Origin of the sequence: Pseudomonas sp. SWRI111, from assembly GCF_014268555.1 — a bacterium.
Classification (GTDB): domain Bacteria; phylum Pseudomonadota; class Gammaproteobacteria; order Pseudomonadales; family Pseudomonadaceae; genus Aquipseudomonas; species Aquipseudomonas hamedanensis.
In genome coordinates this window covers 93222-106324 of the sequence record NZ_JABWQQ010000001.1, presented here as the reverse complement: position 1 = coordinate 106324, position 13103 = coordinate 93222, and the positions used below count along the sequence as shown (strand labels likewise).

Below are 13103 nucleotides of genomic sequence, written 5' to 3'. Positions count from 1 at the left end.
GGCCGGTTTCAGCGCTTCTGGTATTTGGTTACCCCTTCCCACCGACAAAAGGATTCGGCATGAGCTATCGCACACTGGGTCACTCAGGCTTGCAGGTGTCCACCCTGACCCTCGGCACGATGATGTTTGGCGAGCAGACCAGCACCGAGGAATCGTTGCGCATCATCGACAAAGCCTGGGATCAGGGCATCAATTTCATCGACACCGCCGACGTTTACACCAATGGCCGCTCCGAAGAGATCGTTGGTGAAGCGATTGCCCGCAATCGGCACGAATGGGTGCTGGCAACCAAGGTTGGTTTTGGTCCGGTGGACGGCGTGCCGAACCGCAGCGGTCTGAGCCGCAAACACATCTTCAACGGTCTGGAGGCTAGCCTGAACCGGCTCGGCACTGACTATGTCGACATCTATTACCTGCACCGCGAAGACCACAATACGCCCCTTGAGGTGAGCGTTTCGGCAATTGGCGACCTGATTCGTCAAGGCAAGATCCGCTACTGGGGCCTGTCGAACTATCGCGGCTGGCGGATTGCCGAGGTGATTCGCATCGCCGACAAACTGGGCGTTGATCGCCCGGTGATCAGCCAGCCGTTGTACAACATCGTCAACCGTCAAGCAGAGGCCGAGCAGATCACCGCGGCCCACAGTTTTGGGCTCGGAGTGGTGCCTTACAGCCCGCTGGCCCGTGGTGTGCTCAGCGGCAAGTACGCACCGGATGTGACGCCAGACATCAACAGCCGGGCCGGACGCCAGGATAAACGCATTCTGGAAACCGAATGGCGGGTCGAGTCGTTGCGCATCGCCCAACAGATCCAGCAGTACACCGAGCAACGGGGTGTCGGCATGGTCGAGTTTGCCATTGCCTGGGTGCTGAACAACGCGGCAGTGACATCGGCGATTGTCGGGCCACGGACCGAAGCGCAGTGGGAGCAATACACCCTGGCGCAGGCAGTCAAAATCACCGCGCAGGATGAAGCGTTTATCGATTCGCTGGTGACGCCGGGACATGCCTCGACGCCGGGGTTCAACGATGTGAGCCACTTTGTCTCGGGACGTAGAGCGCTTCAGGTTTAAGATTTTCCCTAAGTGTTTAACAGCCGATACAATCGGCTGTTTTTCATTGAATCGAGCGCGATCAGGGAATGAATGGATTGATCGCTCGACACCGGCCAGGGATAAAAAAATGTTCAATCGCCCCGCTGACGTATCCGCAAAGGTTTCGCGCGGGCTGCTGTTGAAAAATCCTGGTGACGAAACGGACCCGCATCCGCCCGCGGCAGCCGTGGCGAGCGCCGCTGTCGGCCATCGCAAATCCTCTATTGAGTACCGTGCGGATATCGACGGATTGCGCGCGATTGCCGTTCTGCTCGTACTGATCTTTCACGGCGGACTTGCCGTTTTTCCGTCCGGATTTATCGGCGTCGACATTTTCTTCGTGATTTCGGGCTACCTGACCACGTCGATCATCATGAAGTCGCTGGAGAACGGCACGTTCAGCTTCACCGGGTTCTACACCCGCCGCATTTGGCGCTTGCAGCCGGCGGTCATTGCGTTGTTGCTGGTGACCCTGCTGGTCACCACGCTGTTGTACTTGCCCGATGACTTCATTGATTTTCTGAAAAGCGAGAAGTACACCTCGCTACTCATTTCCAACCAGTACTTTTCCAAGGTGACAACGGGCTACGCGACCGCCGATGCCGCCAGTCTGCCGTTATTGCACACCTGGTCGCTGGCCATCGAATGGCAGTGGTATCTGGTGCTGCCGCTGGGTATCTGGCTGCTTGATCGCTATGTGGCCAAACATGCGTTCAAGGCTGTGGTTCTCGGCCTGACCCTGACGGCCGTGGCACTGGCGCTGTACCTGTCTCGGGCGTATCCCGACCTTAACTACTATTACTTCACGGCACGCATCTTCGAATTGATGATCGGCTCCTGCGCGGTCATTTTGAGTTCAGACCGATTCAGATTGAACCGTTTGAGCGCATCGCTGATTTGCGCACTGGCGCTCGCGGTGATTGGCTACTGTGCCGTCCAAGACGACATTCTTGCCGGATTCCCCAGCTACCACGCTATCGCGGTCTGCGTCGCGACGGCTGTGTTGTTGTTTCAAGGCATTGGCGATGCCAGCCTCACGTCGCGAATCCTGGCGTTCAAGCCGCTGGTCTTTATCGGCACCCTCTCCTACTCGCTGTATCTGTGGCACTGGCCGATCCTCGCGGTGATGGCTTATCTGGGTATCGCTCTGACGCCGGCAGTGACAGTCATCTACTTCGTGTTGACGTTCGTGATGGGCTATCTGTCTTTTGTGCTCATCGAAAACCGTTATCGCAAGGCGCGGGCCGGTTTCGGCAAGACCTTGATGTTGCTGATGATTGTGCCCGCGATCGGTCTGTCGCTGCTGCACTCGGCTGGCAGGAACCACGAAGGATGGCCGAACCGTTTTGGTGAAGACTCCGTCGCTATGTTCAGTACCTTGAAAGCGTTTGTACCGGCTAATCGTGAAGACTGTCTGGGTGCCAGCGACGGTAGCAATCCCGGCTGCATCATGGGCGCAGCGCAGGCAAAACCGCAGGTATTGCTGATGGGTGATTCCTATTCAAATCACTATTGGGGATTTGTCGAAACACTGGCCAGGGATGCCGGCCTTTCGGTACTGGCGCAGGGTCATCCGGCCTGTCTGGCGCTGCCCGGGATTTATCTCTACAACTGGTACAAGGCCAGGAACGCCCTCTATGAAAAATGCCACGCCGCCGCGCAGCGCTATTACGAGCTTATCGCGAACGGCCAATTTCAATACGTGATCATTGGCCAGTTCTGGGAGGCGTACCTCACCGACTCCATCGTCACCAGACTGGATGACCCGCGCAGCCTCGAACTGTCGCAGCAACGCCTCGGCACAGCGATTCGCGAAGCATTGGCTATCATCGTCAAGAGCGGCGCCACGCCAATCCTGTTGATGAACACCTTCCCGATGCCGACGGGAATTAATGAATGCCTGCTCAAACAGGTGAAACTGCGCGGACTGATGGGCAGCGCCGAGCACAGCCGTTCTTGTGCTTCGGTGCGATGGTCAGGTCTTGAGGATCCCTTTATGGCGACGCTGTTCAGTGACCTGCAGGCCGAGTATCCGAGCCTTGTCGTTATCGACCCGAAAGATGTGCAGTGCCAGGACGGCACGTGCAGGACCACCATAGATGGCGTGCCGGTCTATCGTGACATCGGCCATGTTTCCGATTACGCGTCGTACAAATTTGGCGAGTTGTATCTCGAGCGTTTTGGCAATCCGCTGAAAGCCAAGCCCTAGCGCGCCATGTTGAAAATAATGAGCATCCGGCCAATATTCAGCACAGAAACCACGTATCCTGCGCGCCCCGTTTGATCTCCTACCCGCGAGGACAGCTTGTCTAAAGGTATCGCTCTATCGGTTTCAGCCTCGGTGCTGTTCGCCGTCATGTATTACTACACTTCGCTGCTCACCCCGTTGAGCGGCGTGGAAATCTTTGGCTGGCGGATGCTGTTGACCGTGCCCTGCATGACCGTGTTCATGCTGGTCTCCGGCGAATGGCGGCGGGTGCTGGAACTGGTCCGGCTGATGGTGGCGAAACCAAAGCGGCTCGCGGGCCTGATCATGTCGTCTGCGCTGCTGGGCGTGCAGTTGTGGCTGTTCATGTGGGCGCCACTCAATGACTACAGCCTCGACGTGTCGCTCGGCTATTTCCTGCTGCCACTGGCGATGGTGCTGACCGGGCGAATCGCCTACGGCGAAAGCTTGTCGTATCTGCAAAAAGTCGCGGTGTTTCTTGCTTGCCTTGGCGTGTTGAACGAGTTGTATCAGGTCGGCGGTTTCTCTTGGGCGACGCTGCTGGTCGTGGTCGGCTATCCCCTGTATTTCGTACTGCGTAAACACCTGAACACCGACAACCTGGGCGGCTTGTGGGTGGACATGACGTTGATGCTGCCGGTCGCCTGGTGGTTTGTGCAGGGTGGCGAGCAAGGCCTGGCGGTGTTTGCTGAGTACCCGGGACTGATGTGGCTGATTCCGCTGCTCGGCCTGATCAGCGCGTCGGCGCTGGTGGTGTACATCATTGCCAGCCGGTTGCTGCCGTTCAGTCTGTTTGGCCTGTTGAGTTACGTCGAGCCGGTGCTGTTGCTGGCGGTAGCGCTGCTGTTGGGCGAGAGCATCAAGCCGGGCGAATGGCTGACGTACATACCGATCTGGCTGGCGGTGGTGGTGCTGGTTTTCGAGGGTTTTAAACACCTGATGCGCCAGCGCCGCCCTTAAAGTCCTGCGCAGTTCAAAATGTGGGAGCGGGCTTGCTCGCGAAGGCGTCCGTTCAGTCAGCCTCATTGTTGAATGGGAGACCGAATTCGCGAGCAAGCCCGCTCCCACATTTTTTGTTATCTGTGTGAGGCATAAAAAATCCCGGCTCTGCATCGCTGCAGGCCGGGATTTTTTATTTCAGCTGCCGATTAATCGGTGGCAAGCACACCACGACGCACCTGATCGCGCTCGATGGATTCGAACAGGGCCTTGAAGTTGCCCTCGCCGAAACCGTCATCGCCCTTGCGCTGGATGAACTCGAAGAACACCGGCCCCATCAGGGTCTCCGAGAAGATCTGCAGCAGCAGGCGCTTGTCGCCCTGCTCCGACGCGCCATCCAGCAGGATACCGCGCGATTGCAGTTGATCGACCGGCTCGCCGTGGTTCGGCAGACGCCCTTCGAGCATTTCGTAGTAGGTGTCTGGCGGCGCGGTCATGAAGCGCATGCCGATTTTCTTCAGTTGATCCCAGGTCTTGATCAGGTCGTCGGTGAGGAACGCAACGTGCTGGATGCCCTCGCCGTTGAACTGCATCAGGAACTCTTCGATCTGGCCGGCGCCCTTGGACGATTCTTCGTTCAACGGGATGCGGATCATGCCGTCCGGGGCGGTCATCGCCTTGGAGGTCAGGCCGGTGTATTCGCCTTTGATGTCGAAGTAGCGGATCTCGCGGAAGTTGAACAGCTTCTCGTAGAAGTTCGCCCAATAGGCCATGCGGCCGCGATACACGTTGTGGGTCAGGTGATCGATGATCTTCAGGCCGGCACCGACCGGATTGCGGTCAACGCCTTCGATGAACACGAAGTCGATGTCATAGATCGAACTGCCTTCGCCAAAACGGTCGATCAGGTACAACGGCGCGCCGCCAATGCCTTTGATCGCCGGCAGGTTCAGTTCCATCGGACCGGTTTCGATGTGAATCGGCTGGGCGCCGAGTTCCAGTGCGCGGCTGTAGGCCTTTTGCGAATCCTTGACACGGAACGCCATGCCGCACACCGACGGGCCGTGTTCGGCGGCAAAGTACGAGGCGACGCTGTTGGGTTCGTTGTTGAGGATCAGGTTGATCGCGCCCTGGCGGTACAGGTGCACGTTCTTGGAACGGTGGGTCGCGACTTTGGTGAAGCCCATGATCTCGAAGATCGGCTCCAGCGTGCCGGGCGTCGGCGATGCGAACTCGATGAACTCAAAGCCCATCAGGCCCATTGGGTTTTCGTATAAATCTGCCATGGTGGCGCCTCATCATTTCTTATCAATTAACCAGGGTTATTTGTCAGTCATGTGAGGTCTGGGGTGGCGCGCAGGAGATGCCGCGCACACTGCGGGCGAGGAAGTCACCGTAGATCAGTTGAAACCCGAATATCTTCATTGTCGACCCAAGGCTCTTGCGGGCGAGGCTTCTGCTGCCAGAAGACGATTATTATTGTATGCGTAAACCGATTCTACACAGCGTAACCTGGCTTGTCTGCTGCCTCTATAAAATCCGCTTTTTTGCCATCGGTGCAAGGGTTTTGTTACACAGATAAATGCCCAGCAGAATCAATGTTGCACCCAGATACATGGCAGGGGTCAGTTGCTCGCCGAGCAGTAACGCACCCAGCATTACCGCCGTCAGCGGGTTCAGGGCGATGAAGACGCCGCTGCGCGTCGCGCCGATTTTACGGATGCCATCGTAATAACCGATGTAAGCCAGCGCCGAGCCGAAGACGCCGAGATAGATCAGGCTTAACCATTGCGCAGTGCCAAGCTTAATCAGTGCAGTCCAGCTCAGTTCGCCACGAACGACCGCCAGAATCCACAACATGGCAGTGCCAATAAGGATTGAGTAAGTGACCGTCTGCAGCGGCCCCAGGCTCTGATTGAGGCTGCGGGAACACAGCGAATAAACGCCCCAACCCACCACGCAACCCAATATCAACAGGTCGCCGACCCACGCATCCGTGGTTGCCGCCAGCAACTGCGGGTTGCGACTGACGATGACCAGACTGGCACCGGCGATGCAGAGGACGATGCCGGTGACTTTCACTCGCCCGAGACGCTCCTTGAACAATAGCCAGGAAGCCAACCCGATCACCGCCGGGTTCAACGCGACGATCAACGAGGCGCGTGAGGCGTTGATGTACTGCAGACCATAAAAGAAGCACAGGTTGTAGAAGAAAATCCCGAACAAGCCCAAAAGACTCAGCTGCGACCACTGCCGTGCCGTCGGCCGCGCCAGTGGAATGCGCGCCAGCCACAGGAAGCCGAGCAACGCGGCACTGGCCAGCAAAAAGCGCAGACTGGCGGCGAACATCGGACTGAGACTGCCCGCCAGAAAACGCCCGGCGACAAAGGTCCCGCCCCAGATCATGGTGACGGCCGCCAGCGTCACGTACACCGGCATAGCGGATTCGCCCCGATGGGCTTGCTCAAGGTTACGCATGACACTCCAGACCCAGACCGTTAAGGGATGGCGTATCATCCCGCTCATTATCCGTCATCGTAAAATGAGCAAATACTCATGACCCTCACGCAGCTGGAAATTTTTTCGCGCGTGGCTGAGCTGCGTGGCTTTACCCTCGCCGCCCAGCGCCTGGGTATCTCGCAGTCTGCGGTGTCCCACGCGATGAAATCCCTTGAGCAGGAACTGGGTGTCGAGCTGCTGCGGCGCCATCAATCCCACGTCGAACTCAGCGATATCGGCGAACAACTGCTGCTGCGCGCCAGGGCGATGCTCGGCCTCGCCAACACCTTGCGCCAGGAAGCGGCGGATGCGCGCGGCATGAAAACCGGTACCCTGCGCATCGGCTCGTTCGGCCCGACCTCGTCAATCAGGCTGCTACCGAAGATTCTGCAGCGCTTTCGCCAGGCGCATCCGGGCATCGAAGTGCACATCGATGAAGGGCCGGATCGGCAAGTTATTCAATGGCTGGAGGAGCGGCGCATCGACGTTGGTTTCGTGGTGCTGCCCGAAGAGCGTTTCGACACCTTCGCCTTGCTCGAAGATCAAATGGTCGCGCTGCTCCCACGCGGACATCGACTGGCGGCGCAGTCAGCGTTGAGACTCAAGGACCTGTGCGACGACCCGTTTGTGCTCACCGAGGCAGGTTCCGCAGAACTGGTGTCGCGACTGTTCATGGCGGCGCGGTTGCAACCGAACATCCGTTATCGTTGCTCGCAACTGCTCAGCACCCTCGACACGGTCATCCGTGGCGACGCGATCACAATTGTCGCTGCGAGCTCATTACCGGACGACGCCAGCGCGGGTTACGAGAAACGGCCCTTGCTGCCGGCCGTCAAGCGTCAGGTCGGTCTGGCCGTGCTTGATCAGCGCCAGGCCTCACCGGCAGCGCTGGCCTTTATCAAACTGGCGACAACCGTCTCCCAACAATGAGCAGCACAAGCGTCATCTGCCATCTATCCTCCCTTTTGCTTCAACGTTTGTCCGGCGCCGCGCCATCGGCAGGCCTGAACTCAAGCGCCCCACTTCAACGCAACAGGATGCGTCCATGCCGCTCACCGTGAGACCCCGCCGCAAGCGCAGCACGCGCATCATCGTGACACTGCTCAGTGGCCTGCTGCCCATCGTGCTCGGTAGCGTGATTCTGTATATGCAGGCTGAGCGGACGTTGCAGCAAAGTTCGCAGCACACCGCCGAGGAAGCGCTGCGCCAGTTCGAGTTGATGCTCGACAACACCGCGCAGGCCGCCCGGGATCTGCTGCCACTGGCCGGAAAACCCTGTGAAGAGGTGAAGCTGGCCTTGCGCGAACAGGTCACCCGCCGCCCCTTCGTGCGCTCGACCAATCTGGTGTGGGACAACGACTTGTATTGCAGCTCGCTGTTCGGCGACTTCAAGGAAGCGGTCAACGCGGGCGATTATCACGCCGGCAAACTGTGGCTCATGAACGGTAACCCGGTAACGCCAAACACCGCGCTGCTGGTGTACCGCCTCAGCGACGGTCGCGGCGGCGCGCTGACCACGCTCGATGGCTATCACCTGAGCAACATCCTGCGCCTGATCGGCCGGCAGACCTTGCTCATGCTGCAAGTCGGTGAGAATTGGCTGTCCGCCGACGGCAGCGTGCACCAGGGCGAGCTTCCCGCTCTGCCCGTGGCGCAAAGCACGCTGAACTCCGCGCGTTACGCGTTCAGCGTCGCAGCGGGTTTCCCGCAGGGACAAGTCTGGCGCTACATGGCGGACGAATACCCGCCCTTGTTCAGTCTGCTGATTTTTTTCGGTGTGGTCTCGGGTGCCATTGGCCATATCGTGCAGAAGCGCTCGACCTCGCCGAGCCACGAAATGCTCCGTGCGCTGGAGGCCGGCGAGTTCATCCCGTACTTCCAGCCCGTGGTTCATGGTGACAGCAAGGCATGGTCAGGCGCCGAAGTCCTGATGCGCTGGAGTCATCCCAAGGAGGGCCTGGTGCGCCCGGACCTGTTTATTCCCTTCGCCGAGCATTCGGGGCTGATCGTGCCCATGACGCGTTCACTGATGCAGCAGACCGCGGCCCTGCTGGGACCGCACTCGGCAACGTTCGCCACACCTTTTCACATCGGTATCAACATTACTGCCAGCCATTGCCGTGATCTGGATCTGGTCGAGGACTGCCGCGAATTCCTCGACGCCTTTGTCGCTGGCAGCGTAAGCCTGGTGCTGGAGTTGACGGAACGAGAGCTGATTGAACCCACCGACATTACCCGTCAATTGTTTGAGCAACTGCACTTGCTGGGCGTGAAGATCGCGATCGACGACTTCGGCACCGGCCACTCCAGCCTCGGCTACTTGCGCAAATTCAATGTGGACTTCCTCAAGATCGATCAAAGTTTTGTCGCGATGATCGGCATCGACGCGTTGTCGCGGCATATTCTGGACACGATTATCGAACTCTCGGCCAAGCTCGACCTGGGTATTGTTGCCGAAGGTGTCGAAACTCAGGCCCAGGCTGATTATCTGACCGCGCACCACGTCAACTTCCTGCAAGGCTATTTGTTCGGCAAACCAATGCCGGCCGCGGATTTCATCAGCGCATTAAGTCACCATTAACTACATGACACAACGACCGGACCGGCGCACCAAATTGATACAAAAAAGCGCTGTTGTTACATGAAGACAAGATCAGGATTTACTCTGGGGCGATTAACTACTACAATTTTTTCAACCTGAGCAAAACTGGCGGGTAAGCCATTTATCACCGAGTCGCTTCAAGGCTCCCGGCTTATAGCTTTGTTTGCGGTTGGTATCAGCTAAACACACTATTGGAGTAAAGATATTGTCCAGACTCGCTGAATTTCGTGCAGCTGAAAAGGCCCTTCAGGAACAGCTCAAGCAGCTGGAATCGCTGAAGAACGATGCCGGGCTCAAGAAAGAAATCGAATTCGAAGAAAAGCTCCAGGGGCTGATGAAAACCTACGGCAAAGGCCTGAAAGACATCATCGCCATTCTCGATCCGAACCCGGCAAAATCGGGCCTGCAAGTGTCCGCAGCGCCTAAAACCCGTCGCGCCCGCGTGGTCAAGGTTTATCAGAACCCGCACACCGGCGAGTTGATCGAAACCAAGGGCGGCAACCACCGCGGCCTGAAGGCCTGGAAGGAACAATACGGTGCAGCTACCGTTGATTCCTGGTTGCGCGGTTAATCTTCCGCCAACAAAAAGCCCTGCCAGAAGCAGGGCTTTTTTATTGACAATATTTAACAAATGAAATGATTTTCATCCTGCAAGTTGCCAGCATTTGCTAGCGTAAGGGCGGTGAACCGCTAAACATTTTGCTGCGTAATGTTGCGATTGCGGTGCAACGTCCAACTTTGTGCTTAATCCCTTCGGCTATTTAACCCTGTCACAAAATAACACTCTGCTAAAGTTTCAGGCTGTTTCTTGCCGCGACTATTTCCTCGGTGCTCGCCTTATAAACCTCTGCCTGCCCTGCATAGGAAAGAACATAAGCCCGGCCCGCCTCGACTGCGGAGACCAGTGTTTGCGACAGCACATGGCGACCGTTCTCAGTGATGGTGCAGGTCGTCTCCAGCGCTGGCAAAGACCCCAGCGTTGACGCATGCACTTTGTTGCACACACTTTGGTAACCGCTCTGGAAAAAATCCTTCTGGATGGATTTGCGCATTTCCATCAACACGCCCTGCAAGTTGACTTGATGCCCGCTTTCAACCGGCGTCATGGTCAACTCCATGACCATTACCTGATTGCCATCGGCATCATTTTTCACGGCTCGCTGACGGGAAACCGACGGCGTCGCGTCGGCAAGCTTCGCGACTACCCAGCCCGCTGGCCAGGTAATTTGCGGTTCGGCGGCGAACACCGAAGTGCCGACCGCAACCACGGCCAATAGAACCAACCCAGACTTGAACACTCGGATCATTAGCGCACGCACTCGCAGAGATGAGCTGCAAAGTCTGAGCCTCGCCCGTGCGCAGAGCAAGCTTGCCCTTTCATTTGGTGATGCTGGCAGGCTTGCGTATCATTGCGTCTATCCACTCGCCCATAGTTATTGGAGGGCCCATGAGCCTCAACGAACTGAACACTTTCCCCGGCGTTACCGCCACGCCAGACAGCGCAACCCGTAACTTCGTGTTCAACCACACCATGCTGCGTGTGAAGGACATCACCCGGTCGCTGGATTTCTATACCCGCGTGCTGGGGTTTTCGCTGGTCGAGAAGCGCGATTTTCCGGAAGCCGAGTTCAGCCTGTACTTCCTCGCCCTGGTGGATAAAGCGCAGATCCCCGCCGATGCCGCTGCCCGCACGCAATGGATGAAATCGATCCCCGGGATTCTCGAATTGACCCATAACCACGGCACCGAAAACGATTCCGACTTCGCCTACCATAACGGCAACACTGATCCGCGTGGTTTCGGCCACATCTGCATTTCGGTGCCGGATATTGTTGCCGCATGCGCACGCTTTGAAGAACTGGGCTGTGATTTCCAGAAGCGCCTGAGCGATGGCCGCATGAAAAGCCTGGCGTTTATCAAGGATCCGGACGGTTACTGGGTCGAGATCATCCAGCCTGCGCCGCTGTAAGGGGCAGCGCAAATCCCCTGTAGGAACGAGCCTGCTCGCGAAAGCGGTCTGTCAGTCAATGAAGTATTGAATCCGCTATCGTCATCGCAAGCAGGCGAAGGCCTACAATTGGATTTGAGTCAGGCGTAAAAAAACCCATGATCGCTCATGGGTTTTTTTTCGTTTCCGACTTGGCAATTACGCCGGTGCCGAAGTCCGGATCAAGTGATCGAAAGCACTCAACGAAGCCTTGGCGCCCTCGCCCACGGCAATAACGATCTGCTTGTACGGCACAGTCGTGACGTCACCGGCGGCGAAGATGCCCGGGATCGAGGTCTCGCCACGGTTATCGACGATGATTTCCCCGCGCGGCGACAATTCGATGGTGCCTTTGAGCCAATCGGTGTTAGGCAGCAGACCGATCTGCACAAAGATCCCTTCCAGCTCGACCGTACGCAATTCATCGGTGTTGCGATCCTTGTAACGCAGGCCGTTGACCTTCTCACCATTGCCGGTCACTTCAGTGGTTTGCGCACTGGTGATGACTGTCACGTTCGGCAGGCTGTGCAGCTTGCGTTGCAGCACGGCGTCGGCACGCAGTTGCACGTCGAACTCCAGCAGCGTTACGTGCGACACGATACCGGCCAAATCAATGGCCGCTTCAACGCCGGAGTTGCCGCCACCGATCACTGCCACGCGCTTGCCCTTGAACAACGGACCGTCGCAGTGCGGGCAGTACGCTACGCCTTTATTGCGGTATTCCTGCTCGCCCGGCACGTTCATTTCACGCCAGCGTGCGCCGGTCGCGAGAATCACGCTTTTGGCTTTAAGGGACGCGCCACTGGCGAAGCGGACTTCGTGCAGTTCGCCGTTCTTGCCAGGGATCAGCTTGTCGGCGCGTTGCAGGTTCATGATGTCGACGTCGTACTGCTTGACGTGTTCTTCCAGCGCCGTGGCCAGTTTCGGGCCTTCGGTTTCCTGCACGGAAATGAAGTTTTCGATGGCCATGGTGTCCAGCACCTGACCGCCGAAGCGCTCAGCGGCAACGCCGGTGCGAATACCTTTACGCGCTGCATAAATGGCGGCCGAAGCGCCGGCTGGGCCACCGCCGACGACCAGCACGTCAAAGGCTTCCTTGGCGCTGATCTTCTCGGCCTGACGCTCGATGGCGCCGGTGTCGAGCTTGGCGAGGATTTCTTCCAGGCCCATGCGGCCCTGGCCGAAGTTTTCGCCGTTCAGGTAAATGCTCGGCACCGCCATGATCTTGCGATCATTGACTTCATCCTGGAACAGCGCGCCGTCGATGGCGACGTGGCGAATGTTCGGGTTGAGCACAGCCATCAGGTTCAGCGCCTGAACGACGTCCGGGCAGTTCTGGCAAGACAGCGAGAAGTAGGTCTCGAAGCTGAACTCGCCTTTGAGCGAGCGAATCTGCTCGATGACTTCAGCGCTGGCTTTGGATGGGTGGCCGCCGACTTGCAGCAGCGCCAGTACCAGCGAAGTGAATTCATGGCCCATCGGAATACCGGCGAAACGCAGACTGATGTCAGCGCCCGGGCGGTTGATCGAGAACGATGGCTTGCGTGCATCGTCACCGCTGTCGATCAAAGTAATCTGGCTCGAAAGACTGGCAACGTCTTTGAGCAGGTCGAGCATTTCACGGGATTTCGCACCGTCGTCGAGGGATGCAACGATCTCGATCGGTTGGGTGACCCGTTCCAGGTACGATTTCAACTGGGCTTTAAGATTGGCGTCCAACATACGGGCGATTTCCTATATTTGAGGCAAAAAAAA

Annotated in this window: 11 protein-coding genes; 7 read left to right on the top strand and 4 right to left on the bottom strand. The window is 57.7% G+C overall.

Translation table 11 applies throughout. The features are described 5' to 3' along the window. Window positions 1-59: 59 nt before the first annotated feature. The 3 genes from HU755_RS00445 (at window position 60) to rarD (ending at window position 4281) form a co-directional block, all read left to right on the top strand. Window positions 60-1073 carry an aldo/keto reductase gene (locus HU755_RS00445; protein WP_186630190.1) on the top strand — a complete coding sequence of 338 codons (1014 nt, stop codon included), beginning with the start codon at window positions 60-62 and terminating at the stop codon, window positions 1071-1073. Between the two features lie 109 nt (window positions 1074-1182). Beyond that, window positions 1183-3303, top strand: coding sequence for an acyltransferase family protein (locus tag HU755_RS00440; protein ID WP_186630189.1), 2121 nt, complete (start codon window positions 1183-1185; stop codon window positions 3301-3303). 96 nt (window positions 3304-3399) lie between these two features. Next, window positions 3400-4281 (top strand): EamA family transporter RarD, encoded by an 882-nt coding sequence (gene rarD / locus HU755_RS00435; protein WP_186630188.1) that lies wholly within the window; start codon window positions 3400-3402, stop codon window positions 4279-4281. A gap of 188 nt (window positions 4282-4469) precedes the next feature. Here the strand turns inward: rarD and hppD are convergent, their stop codons facing one another. Both hppD and HU755_RS00425 read right to left on the bottom strand, forming a co-directional pair. Continuing rightward, window positions 4470-5546, bottom strand: coding sequence for a 4-hydroxyphenylpyruvate dioxygenase (hppD, locus tag HU755_RS00430; RefSeq protein WP_186630187.1), 1077 nt, complete (start codon window positions 5544-5546; stop codon window positions 4470-4472). A 244-nt stretch (window positions 5547-5790) separates the two neighbouring features. After that, complete coding sequence (locus HU755_RS00425; protein ID WP_186630186.1) at window positions 5791-6738, bottom strand: DMT family transporter; 948 nt, start codon at window positions 6736-6738, stop codon at window positions 5791-5793. A gap of 78 nt (window positions 6739-6816) precedes the next feature. Between HU755_RS00425 and HU755_RS00420 the strand changes: the two genes are divergently transcribed. The 3 genes from HU755_RS00420 to HU755_RS00410 all read left to right on the top strand — a co-directional run bounded on the left by HU755_RS00420 (window position 6817) and on the right by HU755_RS00410 (window position 9932). After that, window positions 6817-7689 (top strand): LysR family transcriptional regulator, encoded by an 873-nt coding sequence (locus tag HU755_RS00420; RefSeq protein ID WP_186630185.1) that lies wholly within the window; start codon window positions 6817-6819, stop codon window positions 7687-7689. 115 nt (window positions 7690-7804) lie between these two features. Next, a complete protein-coding gene (locus HU755_RS00415; protein ID WP_186630184.1) occupies window positions 7805-9340 on the top strand; it encodes an EAL domain-containing protein in 1536 nt (511 codons plus the stop codon). A gap of 226 nt (window positions 9341-9566) precedes the next feature. Then, window positions 9567-9932 (top strand): histone-like nucleoid-structuring protein, MvaT/MvaU family, encoded by a 366-nt coding sequence (locus HU755_RS00410; protein ID WP_123468398.1) that lies wholly within the window; start codon window positions 9567-9569, stop codon window positions 9930-9932. Between the two features lie 217 nt (window positions 9933-10149). Here the strand turns inward: HU755_RS00410 and HU755_RS00405 are convergent, their stop codons facing one another. Next, the gene (locus HU755_RS00405; protein WP_186630183.1) at window positions 10150-10668 is read right to left on the bottom strand and encodes a DUF4946 domain-containing protein; all 519 of its coding nucleotides are present in this window, start codon (window positions 10666-10668) and stop codon (window positions 10150-10152) included. A gap of 140 nt (window positions 10669-10808) precedes the next feature. Here HU755_RS00405 and gloA point away from each other — a divergent pair, with 140 nt between their 5' ends. Further along, window positions 10809-11330 carry a lactoylglutathione lyase gene (gloA, locus tag HU755_RS00400; RefSeq protein WP_186630182.1) on the top strand — a complete coding sequence of 174 codons (522 nt, stop codon included), beginning with the start codon at window positions 10809-10811 and terminating at the stop codon, window positions 11328-11330. A 177-nt stretch (window positions 11331-11507) separates the two neighbouring features. Here gloA and ahpF read toward each other — a convergent pair whose 3' ends face one another. After that, window positions 11508-13070, bottom strand: a complete 1563-nt coding sequence (gene ahpF / locus HU755_RS00395; protein ID WP_186546355.1) for an alkyl hydroperoxide reductase subunit F — start codon at window positions 13068-13070, stop codon at window positions 11508-11510. Window positions 13071-13103: the final 33 nt, after the last annotated feature.

Coding starts and splice junctions, on each gene's coding strand:
- ahpF (WP_186546355.1), bottom strand. CDS start 13,070: ATGTTGGACGCCAATCTTAAAGCCCAGTTGAAATCGTACCTGGAACGG.
- HU755_RS00420 (WP_186630185.1), top strand. CDS start 6,817: ATGACCCTCACGCAGCTGGAAATTTTTTCGCGCGTGGCTGAGCTGCGT.
- hppD (WP_186630187.1), bottom strand. CDS start 5,546: ATGGCAGATTTATACGAAAACCCAATGGGCCTGATGGGCTTTGAGTTC.
- gloA (WP_186630182.1), top strand. CDS start 10,809: ATGAGCCTCAACGAACTGAACACTTTCCCCGGCGTTACCGCCACGCCA.
- HU755_RS00425 (WP_186630186.1), bottom strand. CDS start 6,738: ATGCGTAACCTTGAGCAAGCCCATCGGGGCGAATCCGCTATGCCGGTG.
- HU755_RS00445 (WP_186630190.1), top strand. CDS start 60: ATGAGCTATCGCACACTGGGTCACTCAGGCTTGCAGGTGTCCACCCTG.
- HU755_RS00440 (WP_186630189.1), top strand. CDS start 1,183: ATGTTCAATCGCCCCGCTGACGTATCCGCAAAGGTTTCGCGCGGGCTG.
- HU755_RS00415 (WP_186630184.1), top strand. CDS start 7,805: ATGCCGCTCACCGTGAGACCCCGCCGCAAGCGCAGCACGCGCATCATC.
- HU755_RS00405 (WP_186630183.1), bottom strand. CDS start 10,668: ATGATCCGAGTGTTCAAGTCTGGGTTGGTTCTATTGGCCGTGGTTGCG.